The following is a 22,789-nucleotide window of genomic DNA, read 5'->3' on the forward strand; positions in this document are numbered from 1 at the left end:
CTTATGCACGATAAAAAAATATCGCTATTACTCTGCACCGCTATTGCATTAACTGTTAGTAATATGGCAAATGCTGGAATTTTAGATAAATTTGCGCCTGCAGGTGACAACACCAAACCATTATGGGCAGATGAGCCCTTAGTAACAGATCCAAGCTGTGACACCTTCACATTTCAAAACGTCTTGAGCTTTATGGATAGCTATATCAAGACTGAAGAGTTACAAGATACTGTCGATGACCTCTCCGCTTCCGCCCAGGAATTAATGCAATCTTACACCACCGCCTCTATCTTGCTTAATCGCTCTCAACTTTGCTTGGCAGAAGCATTAGAGTTGAAGGAAGTAACAGAAACATTGACGAAAGAGAAAAAAATATTGTTAAGCGGTACAAGCCTAAGCAAAAAGGAGATCAAAAAGCATCGTAGTTATTCCGAAACAGCGAGCAATGAAATCATAAAGGCCACAGCTCAAGTAGACGAGTTAAAACCTGAACAACGTAAGAATTTTTCTTTGGGTGCTGGCACCTATCTGGCTGGATCACACACCACCAGCCAGATATTGGAAGATGCGAGAGCCTACGCCACCAAAGCAACAAATGCAGCCAAAGATTGTAAAGAAAACGCCTCTACCAATAACAGCGTTATGGATAAATTTTCCAGCAGCCTAACTTGCGCACAAGGCCCAGGAAAAGCAGCAAACCTGTTAGGAATATTAGGATCCGGCGGACCTGATTACACCAAGAATATCTTAGACACTGGCAACTCTATCTTGGAATACTCCAAGGCAAATAAAATAGAGCTCCCACCCGATTCATCTAAGTTTGTAACATCATTCTAATTTCCAGAGAAGCCTTATTAACTGGCAATATTTATGTTTAGAATTTCTGACAAGTTACGGTTATTCATTTTGAATTTAAGTGCATGTAGCGATTTTTTTAAGGCATCATCAAAACCGTCATAACTACGAGCACTAACAGTATATGTATTCGAACCAAGTTGCTGGTTTTTACCCATAGTGACCACGGTCAGAGTGATTATCGAAACATAGGCATTCCGGTCATCTTGACTCTCTGTATGCTCTATAAATAGCTGTATTAGCGAGTCAGGCTGTGCCTGATTCTCACCAACCCGCAACACGTGAAGTCCGCGGGCAGAAAGAATACCAGCAAATAAATTAGTAATGGGTGTGTCATCTGGCATTGAAACTAAAACAACCCTGCCATTTGCCCTGATTTCATTGATTTTGTTTATATAGGATTGATATCTATCGAAGTGAGTTCTAGTCTCAGCAGACTGATCAGCATATCCTAGCTGTGCAAGTAACAGCTGCAGTCTTTTAACTTGATCGAGCAACACATGTGCTTGAATTAAACGTTCAATATCAGATTGACGTTCTAATTCATCCATGGCATTGCGATTAGAAGTGTTGAGCCTATCCCACCTCCTCGATAATTCAATCGCCATAGCCTTTTTATCAAGCTGCACCAGAACCCAGAAGGCTGTTCCCTCCTCACTACTTTTAAGAACCTGAAAGTGGCTGAGGTTTGTTGGATCTACTTGTAATTGACTACTGACTTTGAAATAGGAATCTACATCCATAGCCGTTTGAACCATTTGCGATTCGACAGACTCTTTCACTTTAGTGTTAATCTTTCCAGCTAAATCTGCTAGCGCACTAGTCTTAGCTGAATTAAAGGTATCACCAACACCGATACCAAAAACCGTTTCAGCAGTATCTGATGGCGGAGAGGACACCCAGGCTGGTATAGCCATTACCGGCATAGGCAATAGAAACAATACCAGTAAGTATAAAATCCGTTTTATATTAAACCTGAGTTGACGGCGCAGAACATGAAAATTTCCCATACTTAAACCTATCCCTTTTGTCTCAACACTGAAAACAATGACTGAACACACAGACAAACATCTATTTTTTGGATCGATAAATATTATGTTACGCATATACATAACCGTGTTAGCCCTGACATTTTGGCAGACAGCGATTTCAGACACACTTGTTCAAGCAGAAAATAATAACCTCGAGAACAGAACAGGGCAATATGGCGAGTTTATCCTAACCGCCCTATATAAAGATATCGGCCTCGAATACAGTAGACCTGAGAGAAAATCTGAAAAAAATAATAACAAGAACGATATTTGGAACGAAGACGACTTCTTCAACGATGATATAGATTTCGAAAATGGTAGTTTCAACGATATATCTGAAGGATTTGAAAAAGAATTTAACGATACAACCCAAGCCTGGAATGAAGAATTTGAGAAAACAGTAAAACGTTGGAACGAGCAAAAAGAGATATACACAAAGGAAATCGATAAATATGCCGAAACAACTGTAAATCTAGAACAAACGTTGTCCGGCAGTGTTAACCAAATACCCGAAAGCGTTACCTCTGACGCCATGTTCAAAATTGACAACTTAAAGCCCGGCGATCTTCACTTTATTCCTTATTCTCTCGACAACCCCATTCGAGACCAAAAACGTAGGGGCACCTGTGCAGCTTTTGCAGGAATAAGGGCCATAGAATCCATCTTAAACCAGAATGACGAGATTCGCCGACAAAAATTCGACCTATCGGAGCAGCACTTTTATTGGATAAGCAAACCGGACTGTAATACAACTGCGTGCACTAAAAACTCAAATAGTGAAGGATCAAATTTTGACCTAGGTTTTTATCGATCCACCATTGACAATACAGAGTCTGCCATAAGGTTGGAATCAAGCTGCCCTTACATACCCTATAAAAATGACAACAACTTCACCTACACCCCACTGACGTCCTGCCTCAAGTACAAGGGATTTTTTAGAGCAAAACAGGTATTCAGAAATTTAACAGTTGACCGAGTAATAGATGAGCTTGCCAACAACCGTCCAGTTGCCGCAGGGATTTATCTACCAAAGAGCTTCTATACAGCAGGCGGACTACTTCAACTCGAAGATCCTGACAGCAAGCTAAAAGGCACTGATCAACACGCGGGAGGCCATGCAATTTTATTTGTTGGGTTTATTAAGTTACCAGAAAAATTTTGGTCAGCGGAAGGTGATTATTGTCTAATCACTGCGAATAGTTGGGGAGTCGGTTGGGGAGTCGGGGGACATACTTGCATCACTAAAAAATGGTTTGAAGCGAATGTAATACGCAACAAAACCGACAATAACCGAGGCAGCATTTTGACTTCCGTACAAGCTATAGGCATTGATAGCTAACCATTTAATTCTGCAAAGTAAAATAGATAAAATGTAGATAAAATGTAGATAAATCGCCAACAGCGACCCTAAATATTTTATCTATTTTCCCTTCCATAATTCAGCTATAAATGTAACTTTTTCAATAGAAACCCATGTAAAACATTATGACTAGAACCTATTAAAACACCTCACGAAAATCTAGCGACACCGACCTAGAGAGACTAACATTCCAATAACCAGTCAACCCACAAACTATTTATTCATCACCAACAACCGGTTTTTAACTCTCTCCAGCCGCACCGCTATCGGATTGTTCAATAGGTCGATTGCGCCAGGGATATATACCATTGCGGCGTCTACGCTTTTTCTCTCCGCTGTGTTGAGCTGCTGGTAATAATCTGCAGCCCGCTGCCACATCCACTGCATGTAGGGAAAGGTTAGGCGTTTAAATTCCTGGCCTGCCAGATTAAAAGTGGCGGAGCCTACTGCTCTGGGAATTTCACGCTCGTTGTGGTTCGCAGCCCACTCTTTTACCTGTTTCAGTGTTTGCTCGATGACCGGTCCCTGCTCGCTGAACATACGCTGCAGTACTCGCCAAAGCGTGGCCGGCACCTGGTCACCGGGCAGGAGGCGACCGGAACGGCAGCCGCCAGCCACCATTTTGCTAACCCACTCAGCGACGTAAGGTGCGTGGTTACCCAGCAGGCGTTTGGAGCATGGGTCGCGGTAGAGATGGGCGTAGAGCGGCCCTATTAAGCCAAAGTCAGCAATGCATGGAATACCCCCCAGCAGGAAGGCGTGCTCTTTAAAGTGATTATTGAGGTCGGTTAATAACGCCAGGTAACTCTGTTCGATTGCCCCAATGGCCTCGTCTGTTACGCCCAGCATGGGCAGCGCACCGGCAAACGGCTCGGCCAGCTTTTTGCCCAGTTGGTATTGCTCGTCCCGGGTGGCATTGGGTATTGCGGTGTAGCCAAACTCCTGCCAGGCAAATTCGCGGTTTTCCGCATAGTTCCAGCGGTAGTGCATGGCCGGTATTACCAACCACTCATCACCGTAGATCTCCAGTAGTAACGCGATCAGATGTTGCAGCGGTGACTCGGGATAAACGCTCATGGTCGGGTAGCGGTTTTCCAGGAAGTCGATAATTTCGGTAGTATCTTGCAGAGCGAAGTCGTCGTCGGTAATGAGAATGGGAATATAGCGTACGCCGGTTCTGGGAATAATGACCGTTTTATAAACCTCTTGCGTGGCTAACAGCTGTTTGAAGGGAATTTGTTTGTAGCGCAGGTAACAGCGCAGCTTGCCGGTATACAGTGATACTTCAGCACCCACTAAAACCTGTTCTCTCATCATTGTTCTCCCTGGTTACCGCGTTTGATTGGCGGCTCAATATTATCCTTATGGGTACTAGCAACCAAAACGACCATTTATGTTTCTGGCCGGCCACTAAGGCGCATAGTAGACCGCACTCTTCCGTGCGAGCGCATCTGTCACTTTTCTGGGGAGGGGTGATTTTTTTGTTTATTGCCCAACTGGTTAACAACGATCAGGTTATCGGCCTCTCGTTATTGCTAATTTTGTGGCCTTTGGATTAGGCCCAAGCAAGAAGCTCAGGCGCAGATGCGTGGAGTTAGGGTGAACACCCGAGCGAGGTTAACAAGCTACTGATGAAACTCAGGCGCATTGGCTGCAACCTGAACTTCATAGTGTTGGCTGAATTTTATGGGCGGCTTAGCGCTTACAATTATTTAAGACGGGTAACGTTAATGGCGTTCATTCTGATTTGCACTGAATTCTGCCAGGAAGAAAAGCCGGTCCGCCGTGCCAAAACGCTATCCAACCAGAGCCTGAAGCCGTACAGGGATATTCTGTAGCGCGTGCAGATCCAGCTGTCTTTAAGCTTTAACACTACTCGCGCGAACAGGCTGGTGCTGATGGCGGGGTTGTCACTCACTTTGTAGCCAGAGGCCAGTATCGCCGGCTTACCAATTTTGGTTTCTACTTCGGCGACAAATCTCGGGTTGGCTTTTTTCTCCCAGGAGGAGGCTTCGGCTGCGTTGGGACGTTTGTAACTGGTATCGCCTTCAATCTCAACCATGGTCGGTTCGTATTCAACACCAAGAAACTCACACACTTTGGTCAGTTCGGTTTCCGTGTTGGCGATCAGATCTTCAAAACGCAGCTCCAAACGGTTTTCCGGCTTAACGACGGTGCAGAGCTTTTTCCAGTTCTCTTTTGACTTAAGCCAATAGTCGGCGGCTCGCCAACCGGTACCGGCCCAGCCCATATTCATCACAGACTTAGCGACGTCACGCGGATCGCGGTCGAGGAAGATATATTTTGCGTTTGGCCAGACATCAGCGAGGTGAGCAAAGTCATTGTGCACAGCGCCACCTTGCAGACCACGACCATCCTTTGCCGCTAAACTGGCAACGATGTTTTCGGCCATTGCTTTGAAATTGGTGGGGGCGGGAGTATCGAGTTGATACTTCAGAAAAACGCGATGGCATGCGAGGAAGTCGGCGTATTGTCGGGCACTCTTGCCGGCCTTGTCCATCTCGATGCCGGAGAGGATGTACTCCATCTCATCGCAGGCACAAATTTTGGAATGATGCCCAATCAATAAGCGAAGTAAGGTACTGCCCACCCTAACTGAGCCGACCACAAAAAAGCTGGGTTCAATTCCTGTCATACCTTAGTCCTGGTGTAGTTCCGTTTACATGGCACGTTTTCGCTGGTGATCCTCGTTCACAAGGAATATAGCAGCGGCGTGAGGTTTGGGTATTGCGGGTTGGCCTGTTACCTAGGCCACAACCACCGTCCTGTGGTGCTTTAACGAACGCCTGAGTATACAGAAGGGGTATGGTCAAAACAATTGCGGTTGCGACCACCCCTACACCATAGCCAACCGTTTATACCCTGGCTAAACCACCACGTAAGTATGGGCATTCAGGCGTTAAGCCAAGAGTGCGTTGATGGCGTCCACCAGCGGCAACGGATGATCCAGCATCAGGTGATGGTAGGCCTCCGGCACCATTATTAAACGGCCGTGATTGGGGAACAGCTGCAGAATTTTTTGCGGGCGATTGTCGGTGGCAAAGAGGCTGCATTCACCGTAGATCAGATCCACTTTGGCGGTGATCGATTGCAGTGGTGCCACGTCGAGTATCTCGCCATAATTTTGCAGGCGCGGATCAAACTTCCAATGCCAGCCGTGCTCGTCGCCCTCACAGGAGTGGTAGGCGATGTGATGCAACAGTGCCGGGATGGCCGCGGGCTGATCGGGCATTAACCGGAAGTCGTTAATACAGGCGGCCTGATTGGGCCTGAGTTTATGGCTTGTGCGGGGTTCGATTAAGCGAATCTCATTTTCCGGCGGGAAGCGCACCACGGTATCGACGATGATCCCGTGCGCAATGTAGTCGGGCTGCATGGCCAGGCTGCGCATAGTCTGGGCACCGCCAAAGCTGTGGCCGATCAGGGTCACATTCTTTAGCTGATAGGCCTCGATGATGCGCACAATGCCCAGTGCAAAACAGTCATCGGAGTATTGCGCCGGGCCGTCGCTGTCGCCCATGCCAGGCAGGTCGATAGAGGCCACTCGGTAGCGGTCGGCAAAGAAGGGGGCCAAGTAACTCCACCAGCGGGCATGGCCGGCAAAACCGTGCACCAGCAGTAATACCGGTAGCTCCTCGCGCTGCCAGTTCCAGGCCAGGAAATGGACCTCGCCCCACGCCACCGCCAAGCGGTGGCTCTCACCTGGCTGGTTGAGGTTCTCGACAAACCACTCGGGGGCATCGGCGGGAATTTGGTACGGCAGAGAGCCGTCGGCTCGGGTTTGATTGGATGCTGTCATACTACTTAATTTGAATTAATTCGATTCAGCTTAACGGCGGATGGCGCTAAATGCGATATTTTTTGCCGGCTACTCCGCCGCTGCGGAGACATCCACCAGGCGCCAGCACTGCCAAGCGGCCAGCAACGCCATGGCGGTAAAGACGCTAAACACCCAGGTTAATGAGAGGTTGGCCAGCAGCGCGCTCAACAGCCCCACCAGCAGCAACAGCCCACCAATCACGCTGTTGCCCACCGCCACATAGTCGGTGCGTTTACCGCCACCGGCCAGATCCAGCACATAGGTTTTCCGGGCCACGCGCACCCCTTCGTGCAGGATCGATAACAGAAAATAGAGCAGGGCGATAACTAATGCCGGGGCACCCTTAATGGCCGCCAGCGCCGCCAGCGCACACACCAGTGCCGTGCCCAGGGCAACGGCAATCAACACCTGTCGGGCGTTGCTGTCGGACCAGCGCCCCCACACCACACCGCTTAAGGCACTGGCCAGGCCACTGCAGATGACCAGCTCTCCCAAGCCAAACAGGGGGTTATCCCCGGCCGCGGCCCGGGTGGCCAACACCACCAGAAACGGAGCGCACAGAGCGGAGCTCATCAGCAGTGCCCGCGCTGTTAAGAAACGGCGAAAGTCGGCGTCGGTGGCGAGCAGGCCGATGCTGGCCATGGCTTCACGCAGGCCATTGCGGCCACCCTCCACGGCCCCTGGGTACTCTTCAATGCGGGTAAATATCAGCCCGGCAATAAACAGGCAGAGGGCGGCGGCCAACAGCAGCCACACCATCACCGGGCCCAGCCGTTGCACCCCCAGCAGCAGGGCGATACCGAGGCCGAAGGTGAGCACTCCGGCCACGGCGGCGCAGTAGCCATTGAGCAGACCACGCCGCCTTTTCGGTACGGTTTTACCCAGCACATCCTTGGAGGCGATGGAGGCCAGCCCGCGTGCCAGGCTCACCAGCGCCAGCAGCGCCACAATCAGCCAGCCGGCGGTGTGGCCGCTGGCGGCCAGGGCCACCCAGGCGATGCCCAACAGAGCCAGTGCCTGCAACAGGCAGGAGAGGGCAAAAAAGCCCTTGCGCACCGGGTAGTGACGAATGGCGGACGCTATCGCCAACTGTGGCAACATGGAGCCCGACTCGCGAATGGGCACCAGCAGGCCGCTGTAAAAGGCCGGTACACCGGCACTGGTCATTAGCCAGGGCATAATCAATTTGGCGCTGGCCAGAGTATCGGCCAGCTTGTTCGCCACCTGGGCCACCAGCATCAACAGAAAGTTACCGGGCACAACCCGGCAGGCGCGCTCATCAATATCGGCACAAATCCGCATATCCTCTTCGCCCGCTAACCACTGGTAGATTGCTTCTCTTCGCTGTTGCACGCTGTTTCCTTATGAGTCTCTTCGAATCACATTACCATTGGCAGATGTTATTACAGTAGCCATTATCGGCACCGACTGGCTTCGCACAGCCCCGGTTTTGGGTCGCCTAAGCCATTGATTGGCCACACTAAATAGAGGGCTACTGCCGAATGGCAGTGGCTCACAATCCCCACCCTCCAACGGATTGGTAGAGCCATGTGCCAATCTTGCCAGAAACCCCCGATGAAGCCACACACTGGCGCGCGATCCAACAAGGGCATCGGTTTACTGATCTATAGTTGAAATTATTCCTGCCGCCGTAGCCACGGGCTCGTCGGTGGTGTTGCCGCCCGGCTCGGTTCACTCAGAATCTTTTCGCTATGTCATCGGATTTATACCGCTCACTGCTGCGCCGTCAGAGCCAGGGCAAATTGCTCTATCTGGTGCTGGCCAGTGGCCTGTTGTTGGCGGTGGCGTTGTATGCCATTCACCAAAAGGCCAGAAGCGATGTCTCGCGCGAGCTCTACACCTACTTCGAGGATGACCTGGGCGATAAGCACCGGCTGTTGGAAAACCAGGTGGTCAGCATTCGCAATCAGATCCACTTCCTGCGCGAACTGCCCCCCATCGACGGCATTGTTCGCGCCACCCAACACCAGGGGCTGGACCCCTTCGACGGTACCGAACTCAACCAGTGGTACCTGCGCCTGCAAACCATCTTCAGCGCCTACCTCGCCAGCCACCCGGAGATCGCCCAGCTGCGCCTGATTGGCATGGCCAACAACGGCCTCGAGCTGGTGCGCGTCGATAACCGCTATCAGCGGATTACCGTGGCCAGCCCGGAAGAGATGCAGACCAAAGCCCACCGCGACTATTTTCAGAACGCCAGCCAGCTCGACAAAGATTCCATCTACTTAAGCCCGATCAACTTCAACCGCGAACACGGCCAGTTGGATATCCCCGTGTGGTCCACCTACCGGGCCGCACTGGGCGTGTTCGATAACAGCAACCGGCTGTTTGGCCTGGTGGTTATCAACTACCGTGCCGAGCCGTTAATGCAGCAGCTGCAAAGCAATCTGCCCCACGGCACCTTTTATCTGCTCAACCAACAGGGGGATTTTTTAATTCACCCCAACCCCAGCAAACGTTTCCGGTTTGAGATGGGCCAACCCTACACTTGGCAAAATGAGTACGGCGAGGAGCTGCCCACTTTCGATCAGCGTCACTGGCAGGACACCCGCGACCACAGCCGCTACCTGGCGACCACCTTCACTTTGGGCAGCGCCCCCAACCTGGAGCAGCTCTACCTGGTGGAGATGCTCAACACCGGCGCCTTCAATGGCCTGCTGTGGAGCCGCTTCACCCAGAACGCGGCGTTTGTCGTACTGTTTTATCTGATCGCTCTGGCTATCACCCTGCTCTACCATCGCGTGGTCATCAACCAACGGGCGATGCTCAATGCCCAGGCCCACTATCAGGCGGTGATTAACTGTTCCGCCGATGCCATTGCCATCCTCGACCCCTCCGGCATTATCCGCGAATGGAACCGCGCCGCCATTGAGCTGCTCGGCTTTAACGAGCAGGACGCCCAGAGCCAAAACTTCGGCCAGTGGCTGCTGCCGGCCGCCGACCTGCCCCAGTACCAGCGGCTGCTCGGCGATATCAGCAATGGTGGTACCGCCGGCCGCCTGACCACCAGTTACCTGCGCTCGGCCAGCGGCAATGTGGAGGTTTCCATCAGCCTCACCGGCATCCCCGGCGCCAAGGGCAAAATCAGCCATGTGGCGGTGATTATTCACGATCTGAGCGAGGAGCGTTCCAACCACCGCGCCCTGCAAAACCTGAGCAACGAGCTGGAGGCGGAGGTGGCAGAACGCACCTACGAGCTGAGCCAGGTACGCGACCAGGCGATCGCCTCCACCCGCACCAAAAGCCGCTACCTGGCCGACATGAGCCACGAAATCCGCTCCCCCCTGAAAAGTCTGTTCGGCCTGCTCAATCTGATTCGGCAACAACCCCTGAGCCTGCGCCAGGCCAGCTATCTGGAGCTGGCCGAGTCGAGTGTGAAATCGCTCACCGATCTGCTCGACGATGTCTTGGATTTCTCGGCCATCGAAGCGGGCAAGCTGGAGTTGAAACAGGTGGAGTTTGAGCTGAAGCGGCTGCTGCATTCGGTCTGCTGCGCACAGGCGATTCATGCCCAGGCCAAGGGGCTGGAGTTTGTCGTCGACGCCGCCGGTATTGCCCACAACCTGGTCGCCAGCGACCCCAACCGCCTGCGCCAGATTCTCAACAACGTCATCAGCAACGCCGTGCGCTTTACCAAACGCGGCCAGATCTGTGTGGTGGCCAGCACGCGGGAGCTCTCTCCCCGGGATGTCTGGCTCGATATCGCCGTGCAGGATACCGGTATCGGCATACCAACGGAGATGATGGCGCAGCTGTTTGCCCTGCCCTCACCCACCTCCACTCAGGCCAGCAAGCGCGGCACTGGCCTGGGGCTGGTGATTACCAAACAACTGTGCGACCTGCTCGGCGGCACCATCAAGGCCACCAGCCACGAGGGCAACGGCAGCTGCTTCACTCTGGAGCTGCCCATACAGCCGCTGGCGAGCGCCTGGTCGGAACCGCCGCTGATCAACCTTAGCGGCAAAACCGTCACCATCGTACAGAACAGCGCACTGGCCGCCAACGCCCTGGCCAAACTGCTGCAACAGTGGGGCGCGCAACCGCAGGTGGTGGCCACCATCGATCGCCTCACCGAGCAAGCTCTGCTGCCGCGCCTCGACTGCGACCTGCTGATCGTCGACAGCGATCTACTGGCGCGCTACCGCCAGCTGTTTCGCGAGAGCCTGGAGGGCCACGGCCAGCGGGAGGAGCCCGGTTACCTGCTGATTACCGAAAACCTTAGCACCGGTGAATCCCTGGCCAACGAATTCAGCCGGTTCGAGCATGTGCAGCTGGTCAGTAAACCGCTGACACTGGTCAATATGGAGCAGGCCCTCTCCGGCTGGTTTGCCGCCGACCATCGGCGGCAACAGCCGGCCGAGCCGGATAACCCAACCAACCTCAGTGGCAAAACCGTTATGGTGGTCGACGACAACGTCCTGCATCGAGAGGTGGTGGGCGGCATTCTGGAAACCGCCGGCGCCCATCTGGTGTACGCTCAAAACGGCAAGGAGGCGATTGAGCGCATTCGCTTTGGCGATTACAGCGGTGACGCCGCCGACCTGGTATTGATGGATTGCCAGATGCCGGAGATGGACGGCTTTGAGGCCAGCCGGCTGTTGCGCGGTGGCATCGCCGGCCCCAAAGGCAAGCGCCTGCCGATTATTGCCGTCACCGCCGGCGCCTTGAGCGGCGACCGGGAGAAGTGCCTGGCGGCCGGCATGAACGACTACCTGAGCAAACCCATTGACCACTTTACCCTGCTCGCCAAAGCGGAGCAGTGGCTCTCAGCCGAACCCTCGGCCACGGTTGCGGAACAAGCCAGTGACAACGCCTCTGCCGCCGCGCCGGTGGCCACGCCAGAGAGCAACGACGCCCTCTGGAATCAGCAGTCGCTGCTCAACCTGGTGGGCAACAGCCAGGAGCGGCTCTGTGCGGTACTGCAGAAATTTGTTGAAAGCAGCCCCAACGATGTCGATCGGATTCGCAGCGCCCAGCAGCGGGGCGACTACCAGGCGCTGCGCCAGCACGTCCACACACTGAAAGGCGTATGCGCCACCATCGGCGCCACCGCCCTCGCCAATCTCTGTGCCGCCATCGAACAACAGGCCTACCACAGCAACGCCGAACAGTTGGCCCAGGCCACCACCCGCCTGGGCCAACTGCATCAACAACTGCTGCAATCGCTACACCGGGAAATTGCGGAAAAACGCGCCTGACGCTCTCCTCACATCGATTTTTGAACTGGGTATTAAATATTTGTTGCTGCGCGGTTTTTTTGTTGCACCGCAGCTAAAAATCGATACAATCGGCGCTCCTTTCACAACTGAAACTATTTTATGCGAGTCCACTAAAGCACCATCGTTCAAGCCCAGAAGGTAGAAAGCGGTGGTGGCTGACAGACATAGTCCACTGCGAACCGGAGGATTGCTTTGATGCGAAGTGCCGTTGATGCCCTCGTACCAACCGCTTTTGGCGGATCATCTTGTGGTAATGAGCCTGTAGTCTCTGACCAGGTCACCCAAATCATTACTGCTTCTGACGATAAAGATCACTTTATCACTCGAGACGGCGTTACTTTCGCTGGTTCACACCTGATTATCGATTTATGGGGCGCCAAGTACCTGGACGACATGCAGCGCATGGAAAATGCAATGCGTCGTTGTGTTGAGGTCTGCGGTGCCACCCTGTTGCACATTCACCTGCACCACTTCGCCCCCGATGGCATCTCCGGCGTAGCCGTACTGGCCGAGTCACACATCAGTGTGCACACCTGGCCGGAGCGCGAATACGCCGCCTTCGACGTCTTTATGTGTGGTGACGCCAAACCCGAGCTGGCCATCATTGAACTGAAACGCGCTTTCTTTCCAAGCCGGATTGAAGTCAATGAACAGCTGCGCGGGGTAATCCGGGACTAATGAAACGTTACAACGAAACCCTGTACGACGCCTGGCAACAGTCGTTTTCCATGGACGAGGTGCTGTTCGAGGCCAACACCGGCCAGCAGCACCTGGTGATCTTTAAAAATGCCCTCTGGGGCCGGGTAATGGCCCTCGACGGCATTATCCAAACCACCGAAGCCGACGAATTCATCTACCACGAATCGCTCACCCACATTCCCCTCTTTGCCCACGGCAACGCCAAGCGCGTGCTGATTATCGGCGGCGGCGATGGCGGCATGCTGCGCGAGGTGTGCAAACACCCGGGCGTGGAAGAGATCGTGATGGTTGAGATCGACGAAGCGGTGGTGGAGATGGCGCGCACGCACCTGCCCAACCACAGCGCCGGCGCCTTTGATGACCCACGCTTTACCCTGGTGATTAACGACGGCGCCCGCTTTGTGGCCGAAACCGACCAGCAGTTCGACGTTATCATCTCCGACAGCACCGACCCCATCGGCCCCGGCGAGGTTCTCTTCACCCAGGATTTCTACGCCCAGTGCAAACGCTGCCTGACGCCCGGTGGTGTGCTGGTCACCCAGAATGGTGTGCCGTTTTTGCAGCCGGATGAGTTGGTGAATACCTTCAAGCGCCAAAGCCAGCACTTTGCCGACCACACCTTCTACACGGCGGCGGTGCCCACCTACGTCGGCGGTGTTATGGCCTTCGCCTGGGCCACGGATAACCTGCAACTGCGCCAGGTTGACCGCGCCACCTTGCAACAGCGCTTTGCCGATGCGGCGATCACCACCCGCTACTACACCCCGGATGTACACCTGGGAGCTTTCGCCCTGCCACCCTACCTGGCAGACCAACTCAAGTAAGAGCGCCGGACCAGGGCCGCCCCGAGGCAGGCCATGGCCACCGGCAACTGAGGAGGTGGCGCCCGCCATGGACTCTCTCCCCGCGCCGCCCGTGGTGGTGCGCAGTCAGGCCGACAGCGAGCCCCTGCGCGCCCTGCTTGCCCGCCATGGTTCGCCACTGCTGGTACTCGACCCCGACATCATCCGGCAGCGCTACCAGGCACTGACCGCGGCACTGCCCGGCGTGAAACTCTACTTTGCCATTAAGGCCAACCCGCACCCGAGTGTACTGAGCACTCTGGCCGCCCTCGGCAGCGGTTTTGATATCGCCACCTCCGGCGAGATCGATCTGCTCAAGGCCGAGCGGGTCAGTCCTGAACGCTGCATCCACACCCACCCCATCAAGCGCGACCAGGATATCCGCGATGCCCTGCGCTTTGGCTGCACCACCTTTGTGGTCGACAACCTCTCCGAGATCGCCAAGTTCAGCCCCTACCGCAAGCGCGTCGGCCTGCTGCTGCGGGTCAGCTTTCCCAACCCCGACTCGCCGGTGGATCTCTCCCGTAAGTTCGGCTGCACCCCCGAGCAGGTGGTGGCCCTGGCGGAACAGGCCGATGCTTTGGGGCTGCATGTGAAAGGGCTCTCCTTCCACGCCGGCTCCCAGTGCCTAAGCCCGGAAAACCACCAGCTGGCCATTGCCCGCTGTGCCGAGTTGATGCTCGACTACAACCGCCGCCATGAACGCCCCTTCTCCATTTTGGATATCGGTGGTGGCTTTCCCGTCCCCTACGGAGTCGACACCCCCACCATCACCGACTTCTGCCAGCCGTTGCGGGCGGCGCTGGCGGCACTGCCGCCGCACTTCACCGTGCTGGCCGAGCCGGGCCGTTTTCTGGTGGCCGAGGCCGGCACCGCCATCACCACGGTAATCGGCACCGCCGAACGGCCGGGTGGCCCCTGGTACTACCTGGACGACGGTGTTTACGACCTGTTCAGCGGCCGCATCTACGACCACGCCACCTACCCACTGGAGGTGTTTAGTGATGATGCCAAGCGCCTGCCGTCGACCCTGGCCGGGCCCACCTGTGACAGTATTGATGTGGTGGCCGAGCAGGTTGCCCTGCCACCGCTTGAGATTGGCGACATTGTCGTGGGCAGGGTGATGGGGGCCTACACCAACGCCTCGGCCACCGACTTTAATCTCTTTCCGCGCGCCCGGGTGGTGGTGACAGAGAGCGCCTGACTAGCGGCCCTGCAGGGTGCCCGGCAAGCGCGCCCCACCACTGGCGTAAATAAGCGAGTACAAAAGTGACAAGCGGGGCTCAGGTTGTTTAGAATCAAGCGCTTATGCCATGTTGATTGTGGCAGATCAAAGTCATGCCACTGCCCATCATTAAGCTGGATCGAGCATTAACCATAAGAGCGGAGATACCCAATGACACTTGAAAAGAAAATTCTTGTCGCAGTCGACCCAACCAAGTCCAAGCAGTTGGCCTTGGAGTTGTCGACCAATGTGGCATCTCTCCATTTGGAAGAATACAGCCCGACTTTGAACCTGCTGGTGGGTATCGACCCCGGCAACCACGACACCAGCGCCGATAACGAAGCCCTCTATCGCGACAAAACCTACTTTGAACAGCTGGTCGCGCCGTTGAACGCCGCCGGCCTGGCCACCAGTGTGCGGGTCTCCTGGAGTAACAACTGGGCCGACAGCCTGATCTACAACGCGCAACAACTGGGCGCCGACTCCATTATGGTTTCCCACCCCGGGGCCGACAGCAACCGCGACTTCAGCGATGAGTTCTGGCACCTGCTGCGCAACTCGCCAATCCCCGTAAGCCTGATCTCCTCAGCCGATACCCCCGCCTGCAAAAACATTCTGGTGGCCATCGATATCAGCGACGAAAAACTGACCGATCTCAACCAACGCATGCTCAGCACCGGTCGCACTCTGGCCAAGATCTACGGCGCGCAGCTGCACATCGCCTACGCCTACCCCTCCTCCATGGACTACCCCGACCGCGGCCGCCTGGGACGCGCGCTGGATATTCCCAACGAGAATCTGCACCTGGCCCAGGGTTCACCCGACGAGGCGCTGCGCGAGATCTCCGCCGAACTGAAACCCGACACCATCATTTTGGGGGCCACCCGTCGCTCCGGTATTCGCGCCGCGCTGCGGGGCCGCAAACTGGCCGAGATTTTAAACAACATCAAACACAACATGTACGTGGTGGTCTGATCCGATGGCCAGCGGTGGCCACCGCTGGCCTGCCACCGGGGCGCGCCTGTTCCGCCGCCGCGCAACAGACACAGGCCTTGGAAATAACAATAACCCTCACCTGCGTGTGGGGCACGGAGGCTTGCCGGAGCCTATCCCGACTTCGTTCAGGGCTCAGTCCCAACTGGCACCGACTACTTGAGTAACCAAATCTTCCTACTGCTGGTTTGCGCCTACGCCGGACTGCTGTTTGCCGTGGCCTGGCTGGCTGACCGCTACAGCGCCCAACTGCAAGCCAGTGGCTGGCGGCCACTGATCTACGCCCTCTCTATTGGCGTCTACTGCAGCTCCTGGACCTTCCTCGGTGCCGTCGGTACCGCCATTACCCGTGGCTGGCTGTTTCTGCCCATCTACCTGGGCCCCATTCTGATGTTTGTCTTTGGCTGGCCAGTGCTGCGTCGGCTGCTGGTGATCGCCCGGCGCAATCGCATCACCTCGGTGGCCGACTTTATCGGTTCGCGCTATGGCAAAAATCAGTGGCTGGCGGCGATTGTCACCGTGATGATGATTGTCGGCACCCTGCCCTATATCGCTCTGCAGTTGCGCGCGGTGGTGATGGCCTGGTCAACCATTCACTTCGATCTGCAACACCAGCAGATGGGCGAGTACACCAGCTTTTTTACCGCCCTGGTAATGGCCTGGTTCTCCATTCTGTTTGGCACCCGGGTCAGCAACGACCCCAAGGGGTTGAAGGGGGTGATCACCGCCGTTGCCACCGAATCGGCGGTGAAGCTGCTCGCCTTCGCGGCGGTGGCGGTGCTCGCCTGGAAGCTGCTCGCCGGCCCGGGCACGTTGGAGCCGACCTCTGAGCTGGTGAACTCCGACGCCCTGCCCAATCTGCGCTGGCAGCAGTTCCTGGCCCCGGAATTTATTACCCAGGCCTTTGTTGCCGCCTGTGCATTTATCGTGCTGCCCCGCCAGTTCCATGTGATGGTGGTGGAGTATCGCCGTCAGAGCGATGCCCGTCTGGCCCGCTGGCTGGTACCACTCTATCTGATCGCCTTTGGCCTGCTGGCTTTGCCCATCGCTTTTGCCGCCGCCCGTCTGCTCACCGGGCTCAACCTGCCGGCCGACAGTTACGTGTTGATTCTGCCCCAGTGGACCGGCTCCCAGTGGACTCTGGCGCTGACCTTCCTCGGCACCGTTTCGGCCGCCACCGGCATGGTGGTGGTGGCCACCGTGGCGCTGTCGATTATGGTCTCCAACGAATTGATCGTGCCCACCTGGCTGTGGGCCAGCTCGCGCGGCTGGCTGCAACCCCGGGATCTGGCCAAGGCGCTGACCATGATGCGCCGGCTCGCCATTATCCTGATTCTGCTGCTCGGCTGGCTGCTGGAACAGAGCTTTGCCGACAGCCGCAACCTCGCCTCCCTCGGCCTCACCTCCTTTGCCGCGGCGGTGCAGGTGGTGCCCGCCCTGCTTGGCGGGCTCTACTGGTATCGAGCCGGCGCCAAGGGGGTGCTGGTCGGCCTGCTGCTCGGCTCGGCGCTGTGGGGCTACTGCCTGTTGCTGCCCAACCTGGTTACCGCTGAACACCCGCTGGTGGCGGCTGGCCCCTGGGGTATCGACTGGCTGTCGCCGCACAATCTGTTCGGCACCGGCTTCCTCGACCCGCTCAGCCACGGCGTGCTGTGGAGCCTGGGGCTGAACGCGGCCGCCTTCTATTGGTTCTCCCGGCGGGGGGATCAGAGCGTGCTCGAGCAGCGCCAAGCGGACCTGTTCACCCTGCTGAAGGGCTCCAGCCCCCTGGCCGGGCGCAATATGGAGCCGTCCGATATCGAGGTGCAGCAGCTGCAGAATCTGGCCAACCCTCTGTTTGGCCGGGAGCGGGCCCATGAGCTCTGGCAGCAGCTGGAGAACCAGATGGGCCATCGCCTGCTGCCCCACGATAAAGCCCCGCGCTTTGTCGTGCAGACGGTGGAGTCGCACCTGGCGGCGGTGATGGGGGCTATCTCCGCGCACCGGGCTATCGGCCTGCTGGCCCGCCAGCAACCGTTGCAGATTCAGGACTTTGTCAATCTGGTGAGCGGCAGTTCCCGCCAGCTGCAGTTCAGCCACACACTGCTGCAAACCACCCTGGAGAACATAACCCAGGGGATCAGTGTGGTGGACGACGAACTGCGCCTGGTGGCCTGGAATCTGAAATACCAGAACCTCTTTAAATACCCCCAGCGGCTGCTCTACGTCGGCTGTAAAATCGAAACCATCTACCGCTTCAATGCCGAGCGCGGCTTTCTCAATCTGCGCGGCGAGCTACCCGAAGTGGCCATTCACCGGCGCCTGGAAAACCTGAGTTCCGGCCAGCCTTACAACCTCACCCGGGTGCTGCCCGATGGCCTGGTACTGGAGATTCGCGGCACCCCGCTGTCCAATGGCGGCTACGTCACCACCTACACCGACATCACCGATCACCACCGCATTCTGGCGCAGCTGGAGGAGTCGAAACTGCACCTGGAGGAGCGGGTCACCAGCCGTACCCGGGCGCTCACTGAACTGAATGAGACCCTGCAGAAAGAGAACCGTCTGCGCGCCAAGGTAGAGGCCGAACTGCAGGCGGTACACGCCAGCCGCAGCCGCTTTATCGCCGCCGCCAGCCACGACCTGCTGCAACCGGTCAACGCCGCGCGCCTGTTTGTCACCGCTGTGGCCGAGAAGCTGCAACGCCTCGACCTGCCCGACGACCGCAAGATCTGTGACGATGTGCACTACCTCGACAACGCCCTGGCGGCCACCGAGGAGCTGATCAGCAGCCTGCGCGAAATCTCCCGATTAAGCTCCGGCCGCGAGCAACCCCAGCGCTGCCACTTCAACGTCAATCAGATTCTGGAACCCTTAGCGCGCGAGGCCGAGGCCCTGGCCAGCGAAGCGGGGCTCTCCTTCCGCTGGGTGGAGGCCGATGTCTGGCTCCACTCCGACCCGAAAATGTTGCGCCGGGTGGCACAGAATTTCATCAGCAACGCCCTGCGTTATACGGTGACCGGCAAGGTGTTGCTGGGCTGCCGACGCAAGCAGGGGGCGCTGGTGATCGAGGTGTGGGACACAGGCCCGGGCATTGCCGAACAAGATCGAGAGAAGATTTTTGTCGAGTTTGAACGGCTGCCCGGCAACCGCCAAAACAGCGCTCAGGGGCTGGGGTTGGGGTTGGCGATCGCCAAACACATGGCCGACCTGCTCGGCCACCCCATCGGTATGCAGTCGTGCCTGGGGCACGGCTCGGTGTTCCGCATCACCGTGCCACTGGGCCAGGCCCAGGCCGAGCTGCCCACCCCGAAACCGGTGGACCCGCGGCTCGCCAATACCACGGTGCTCTGTATCGACAACGAGGAGTCGATCCGCGCCGGCATGCGTTCACTGCTGGAGCAGTGGGGCTGCCGGGTGGAGGTGGCGGGCAGCCTCGGCCAGTGCCTCAACCGCTGGACCGAACCCGAGCCGCCCAACATCATCCTGGCCGACTACCACCTCGACCGGGAGACCGGCCTGGAGGTGCTGCAAGCCCTCTCTCTGCACTGGGAGCAGCCGATCAAAGCCGTGGTTATCAGCGCCGACAACTCCGAAAGCCTGCGCCAGGAGGTGATCGAAAGCGGTTATCGATTTATGGAAAAGCCGGTACAACCGGCGGCATTGCGGGTACTCATGCGCCAGCTTTTGCGCTAGCACCAGAATCTAGGCTAGCGCCAGCATCTAAAAAGACAGGTGATGGAAGAGCGGCTGGTGCGCAGCTGGCCGTTAGCGAAACGCCTCAACACTTTGCGGTTTAACCGCCAACTGTCCCAAGGCCAACACCACCTGGGTGCGGGAGTTCAAACCCAGTTTGCGGAAGATCTCGGTCATGTGGGCTTTGACGGTGGCCTCGGTGATATTCAACTCAGCGGCGATCTGCTTGTTGAGCAACCCCTGGTAGACCATGCTCGCCACCCGAAACTGCTGCTGGGTCAGTTTACTTAAGGCGGTGGCCACCGCCTCCTCCGACGCGCTCACCCCACTGCCACCAGAGACATCCGCCGGCTGCCAAAGGCCGCCTTCAATCACGGTGGTGAGTGCTTCGGTCATCTCAGCCAGCTCAGCACTTTTCGGCAAAAAGCCGGCGGCACCGTGATCCAGGGAACGGCGGATAATATCCGGCTCGCTGTGGGCAGAGACCACCATAACGGGGATTTGCGGGTATTGAGAGATAGCGTACAACAGGGCGCTGAAGCCCTCACAGCCGGGCATCTGTAAGTCCAGCAGCAGAATATTGGCCTGACTGTGCTCGGTTAGCAGCTGTGTTAGCGAGGCGAAATCCTCGGCCTCTAAAATTTGCGCCCCTCTAAAATTTTGCTGCAGGCAATTTTTTAAGGCGTGACGAAATAGGGGATGATCATCGGCAATAATAATTTGCCAGTTGCAGTCGCTCTTGTCTGACATGTTCTCACTTATCCAAATAAGCTCAGCGTAAGTAGCAAGCACTCGACAGATTTTTGCTTATTTGGGGTGAACCGGCTGTCTGGAGCACTTAGACCACTCACAGCCCGGCTGCGGTAGCGGCTGTGGTTTATCGGTTATTGTTATAGAGCAGGTGACGGGCACCCGCCATAAACCTAGCGTCTAAAGCCTGTGCAGTATATAGACTTAGTCCGCTATTCACCAAATAAAACGACGGGCTCGACACAAGGTCGAGCCCGCCCAAGGCTGCTTTTGCTAGGGGGATTTGGAGAAGTGTAACTTTAGCTATGACTGGCTTTCAGCTGATTGTGATCGTCAATCAGGTGCTGTACCACGCCGGGATCCATCAAGGTTGAGATATCACCCAGGTTTTCATACTCGTCGGTGGCAATCTTGCGCAGAATGCGGCGCATGATCTTACCGGAGCGGGTCTTCGGCAGCTGTGGTGCCCACTGAATGATGTCAGGCGTGGCGATGGGGCCAATATCCTCACGCACCCAGGCGATCAGCTGTTTTTTCATCTCGGGCGTCGGTTCGATACCGGTATTGAGGGTAACGTAGACGTAGATACCCTGGCCTTTGATGTCGTGGGGGTAGCCCACCACGGCGGCTTCGGCCACGGAGTCGTGGGAGACCAAGGCGCTCTCAATCTCAGCGGTACCCAGGCGGTGGCCGGAGACATTGAGCACGTCATCGACGCGGCCGGTGATCCAGTAGTCACCATCGGCGTCGCGCTTGGCACCGTCACTGGTGAAGTAACAACCGGCAAACGAGGAGAAGTAGGTTTCGATAAAGCGCTCGTGGTCACCGTAGATGGTGCGCATCTGTGATGGCCAGGAGTCAGTGATCACCAGGTTGCCAGAGGCCTCACCCTCCAGCACATTGCCTTCGTTGTCGAGCAGCGCCGGTTTAATGCCAAAGAAGGGGCGGTTGGCCGAACCTGGCTTCAGGGTGTGCACACCGGGGAAGGGGGTGAGCATCATGCCGCCGGTTTCGGTTTGCCACCAAGTATCCATAATTGGGCAGTTGCCGTGGCCGAACTTTTCGTGGAACCAGCGCCAGGCTTCCGGGTTGATCGGCTCACCGGCGGTGGCCAGGGTCAACAGCGACGACAGCGAAGCACCCGCCACCGGCTCATCGCCATGGGCCATCAGGGCGCGAATTGCCGTCGGCGCGGTATAAAGGATGTTTACCTGGTATTTATCGATGATGCGCGCTAAGCGACCGCTATCCGGGTGGTTGGGCACCCCTTCGTACATAACACAGGTGGCGGCGTTACTGAGCGGGCCATAAACCGCATAGCTGTGGCCGGTGATCCAGCCGATATCAGCCATACACCAGTAGACCTGATCTGGCGTGTAGTTGAATACATACTCGTGGGAGAGCGAGGTATAAACCAGATAACCGCCGGTGGTGTGTAACACCCCTTTGGGTTTGCCGGTAGAGCCAGAGGTATACAGAATAAAGAGCGGATCCTCGGCGTTCATCACCTCGGCCGGGCAGTCGCTGCTCTGGCCGGAGACCAACTCATTAAAGTCGTGGTCGCGGCCGTTGTGCCAGTTGATGCTTTCACCGGTGTGCTTCAGCACCACCACGGTCTCAACCAAACCGGCGGGGGTGTGCTCAATGGCTTTATCGACATTGGCTTTCAGGGGAATGTGTTTGCCGGCGCGCAGACCATGGTCGGCGGTAACGACAATTTTTGAGTGGCCATCTTCAATGCGCCCGGCGATCGCCTCGGGCGAGAAGCCACCAAACACCACGGAGTGAATGGCACCAATGCGGGCACAGGCCAGCATGGTAATGGAGAGCTCTGGCACCATGGGCAGGTAGACGGTAACCACATCGCCTTTTTTCACACCCAGGCTCTTCAGGCCATTGGCGGCACGGTTAACCGCATCGGAAAGCTGCTGATAGGTGTAGCTGCGAGTGGCGCCGCCTTCGCTGTCCGGCTCCCAGTAGATGGCAATTTTGTCGCCATTCTCGGCCAGGTGACGATCCAGACAACTCTCGGTCACGTTCAACTCACCGTCGGCGAACCAACGAATGTGCAGATCGTTTTTGTCAAAGGAGGTGTCTTTCACCACACTGAAGGGCTTGCGCCAAACAACGCGCTTGGCTTGCGCCGCCCAGAACTCGTCGGGCTGGTTAATGGAGGCTTCGTACATCGCCTCGTATTGCTCGGGGGAAACCAGCGCGCGTTCGCGAACATGGTCGGCAACCGGATACAAATTGCTGCTCATAGATAGTCCCTCTGTAA

15 protein-coding genes are annotated in these 22,789 nt (G+C 56.4%); 8 read left to right on the plus strand and 7 right to left on the minus strand.

All coding sequences use genetic code 11. From position 1 onward, the window contains the following. Positions 1–3 precede the first annotated feature (3 nt). Positions 4–837 (plus strand): hypothetical protein, encoded by an 834-nt coding sequence (locus tag SBL51_RS07600; protein ID WP_317930296.1) that lies wholly within the window; start codon positions 4–6, stop codon positions 835–837. Positions 838–854: 17 nt separating this feature from the next. Here the strand turns inward: SBL51_RS07600 and SBL51_RS07605 are convergent, their stop codons facing one another. Further along, positions 855–1,961 carry an LPP20 family lipoprotein gene (locus SBL51_RS07605; RefSeq protein WP_317930297.1) on the minus strand — a complete coding sequence of 369 codons (1,107 nt, stop codon included), beginning with the start codon at positions 1,959–1,961 and terminating at the stop codon, positions 855–857. Between SBL51_RS07605 and SBL51_RS07610 the strand changes: the two genes are divergently transcribed. Continuing rightward, entirely contained in the window at positions 1,951–3,225 is a 1,275-nt protein-coding gene (locus SBL51_RS07610) for a C1 family peptidase (protein ID WP_317930298.1), read from the plus strand. The genes SBL51_RS07605 and SBL51_RS07610 overlap by 11 nt on opposite strands. Positions 3,226–3,459: 234 nt before the next feature. Here the strand turns inward: SBL51_RS07610 and SBL51_RS07615 are convergent, their stop codons facing one another. The 4 genes from SBL51_RS07615 to SBL51_RS07630 all read right to left on the minus strand — a co-directional run bounded on the left by SBL51_RS07615 (position 3,460) and on the right by SBL51_RS07630 (position 8,440). Beyond that, positions 3,460–4,563, minus strand: coding sequence for a glutathione S-transferase family protein (locus SBL51_RS07615; RefSeq protein WP_317930299.1), 1,104 nt, complete (start codon positions 4,561–4,563; stop codon positions 3,460–3,462). A gap of 391 nt (positions 4,564–4,954) precedes the next feature. Then, the gene (locus tag SBL51_RS07620) at positions 4,955–5,902 is read right to left on the minus strand and encodes a sulfotransferase (protein ID WP_317930300.1); all 948 of its coding nucleotides are present in this window, start codon (positions 5,900–5,902) and stop codon (positions 4,955–4,957) included. 264 nt (positions 5,903–6,166) lie between these two features. Next, positions 6,167–7,066, minus strand: a complete 900-nt coding sequence (locus SBL51_RS07625) for an alpha/beta hydrolase (RefSeq protein WP_317930301.1) — start codon at positions 7,064–7,066, stop codon at positions 6,167–6,169. A 69-nt stretch (positions 7,067–7,135) separates the two neighbouring features. Beyond that, a complete protein-coding gene (locus tag SBL51_RS07630; RefSeq protein WP_317930302.1) occupies positions 7,136–8,440 on the minus strand; it encodes an MFS transporter in 1,305 nt (434 codons plus the stop codon). 359 nt (positions 8,441–8,799) lie between these two features. Here SBL51_RS07630 and SBL51_RS07635 point away from each other — a divergent pair, with 359 nt between their 5' ends. The 6 genes from SBL51_RS07635 to SBL51_RS07660 all read left to right on the plus strand — a co-directional run bounded on the left by SBL51_RS07635 (position 8,800) and on the right by SBL51_RS07660 (position 19,761). Next, positions 8,800–12,306: an ATP-binding protein gene (locus SBL51_RS07635; RefSeq protein ID WP_317930303.1), complete on the plus strand. Its 3,507-nt coding sequence runs from the start codon at positions 8,800–8,802 to the stop codon at positions 12,304–12,306. Positions 12,307–12,522: 216 nt separating this feature from the next. Continuing rightward, complete coding sequence (speD, locus tag SBL51_RS07640) at positions 12,523–13,005, plus strand: adenosylmethionine decarboxylase (RefSeq protein WP_317930304.1); 483 nt, start codon at positions 12,523–12,525, stop codon at positions 13,003–13,005. Then, positions 13,005–13,850 carry a polyamine aminopropyltransferase gene (speE, locus tag SBL51_RS07645; protein WP_317930305.1) on the plus strand — a complete coding sequence of 282 codons (846 nt, stop codon included), beginning with the start codon at positions 13,005–13,007 and terminating at the stop codon, positions 13,848–13,850. The genes speD and speE overlap by 1 nt, the downstream gene beginning before the upstream one ends. Positions 13,851–13,917: 67 nt before the next feature. Beyond that, positions 13,918–15,072: a type III PLP-dependent enzyme gene (locus tag SBL51_RS07650; RefSeq protein ID WP_317930306.1), complete on the plus strand. Its 1,155-nt coding sequence runs from the start codon at positions 13,918–13,920 to the stop codon at positions 15,070–15,072. A 192-nt stretch (positions 15,073–15,264) separates the two neighbouring features. Beyond that, a complete protein-coding gene (locus SBL51_RS07655) occupies positions 15,265–16,068 on the plus strand; it encodes a universal stress protein (protein WP_317930307.1) in 804 nt (267 codons plus the stop codon). A 177-nt stretch (positions 16,069–16,245) separates the two neighbouring features. Further along, on the plus strand, positions 16,246–19,761 hold the full coding sequence (locus SBL51_RS07660; protein ID WP_317930308.1) for a PAS-domain containing protein: 3,516 nt from the start codon (positions 16,246–16,248) through the stop codon (positions 19,759–19,761). Between the two features lie 72 nt (positions 19,762–19,833). Here SBL51_RS07660 and SBL51_RS07665 read toward each other — a convergent pair whose 3' ends face one another. Both SBL51_RS07665 and acs read right to left on the minus strand, forming a co-directional pair. Further along, entirely contained in the window at positions 19,834–20,511 is a 678-nt protein-coding gene (locus SBL51_RS07665; RefSeq protein ID WP_317930309.1) for a response regulator transcription factor, read from the minus strand. Between the two features lie 299 nt (positions 20,512–20,810). Then, positions 20,811–22,772 carry an acetate--CoA ligase gene (acs, locus tag SBL51_RS07670; RefSeq protein WP_317930310.1) on the minus strand — a complete coding sequence of 654 codons (1,962 nt, stop codon included), beginning with the start codon at positions 22,770–22,772 and terminating at the stop codon, positions 20,811–20,813. Between the last annotated feature and the right edge of the window lie 17 nt (positions 22,773–22,789).

The organism is Halioxenophilus sp. WMMB6, assembly GCF_033283405.1.
Classification (GTDB): domain Bacteria; phylum Pseudomonadota; class Gammaproteobacteria; order Pseudomonadales; family Cellvibrionaceae; genus Halioxenophilus.

Excerpts from the sequence above, each read along its gene's own strand:
- SBL51_RS07600 (WP_317930296.1), top strand. The coding sequence starts at position 4 with ATGCACGATAAAAAAATATCGCTATTACTCTGCACCGCTATTGCATTA.
- SBL51_RS07610 (WP_317930298.1), top strand. The coding sequence starts at position 1,951 with ATGTTACGCATATACATAACCGTGTTAGCCCTGACATTTTGGCAGACA.
- SBL51_RS07605 (WP_317930297.1), bottom strand. The coding sequence starts at position 1,961 with ATGCGTAACATAATATTTATCGATCCAAAAAATAGATGTTTGTCTGTG.
- SBL51_RS07615 (WP_317930299.1), bottom strand. The coding sequence starts at position 4,563 with ATGATGAGAGAACAGGTTTTAGTGGGTGCTGAAGTATCACTGTATACC.
- SBL51_RS07620 (WP_317930300.1), bottom strand. The coding sequence starts at position 5,902 with ATGACAGGAATTGAACCCAGCTTTTTTGTGGTCGGCTCAGTTAGGGTG.
- SBL51_RS07625 (WP_317930301.1), bottom strand. The coding sequence starts at position 7,066 with ATGACAGCATCCAATCAAACCCGAGCCGACGGCTCTCTGCCGTACCAA.
- SBL51_RS07635 (WP_317930303.1), top strand. The coding sequence starts at position 8,800 with ATGTCATCGGATTTATACCGCTCACTGCTGCGCCGTCAGAGCCAGGGC.
- speD (WP_317930304.1), top strand. The coding sequence starts at position 12,523 with ATGCGAAGTGCCGTTGATGCCCTCGTACCAACCGCTTTTGGCGGATCA.
- speE (WP_317930305.1), top strand. The coding sequence starts at position 13,005 with ATGAAACGTTACAACGAAACCCTGTACGACGCCTGGCAACAGTCGTTT.
- SBL51_RS07650 (WP_317930306.1), top strand. The coding sequence starts at position 13,918 with ATGGACTCTCTCCCCGCGCCGCCCGTGGTGGTGCGCAGTCAGGCCGAC.
- SBL51_RS07655 (WP_317930307.1), top strand. The coding sequence starts at position 15,265 with ATGACACTTGAAAAGAAAATTCTTGTCGCAGTCGACCCAACCAAGTCC.
- SBL51_RS07665 (WP_317930309.1), bottom strand. The coding sequence starts at position 20,511 with ATGTCAGACAAGAGCGACTGCAACTGGCAAATTATTATTGCCGATGAT.
- acs (WP_317930310.1), bottom strand. The coding sequence starts at position 22,772 with ATGAGCAGCAATTTGTATCCGGTTGCCGACCATGTTCGCGAACGCGCG.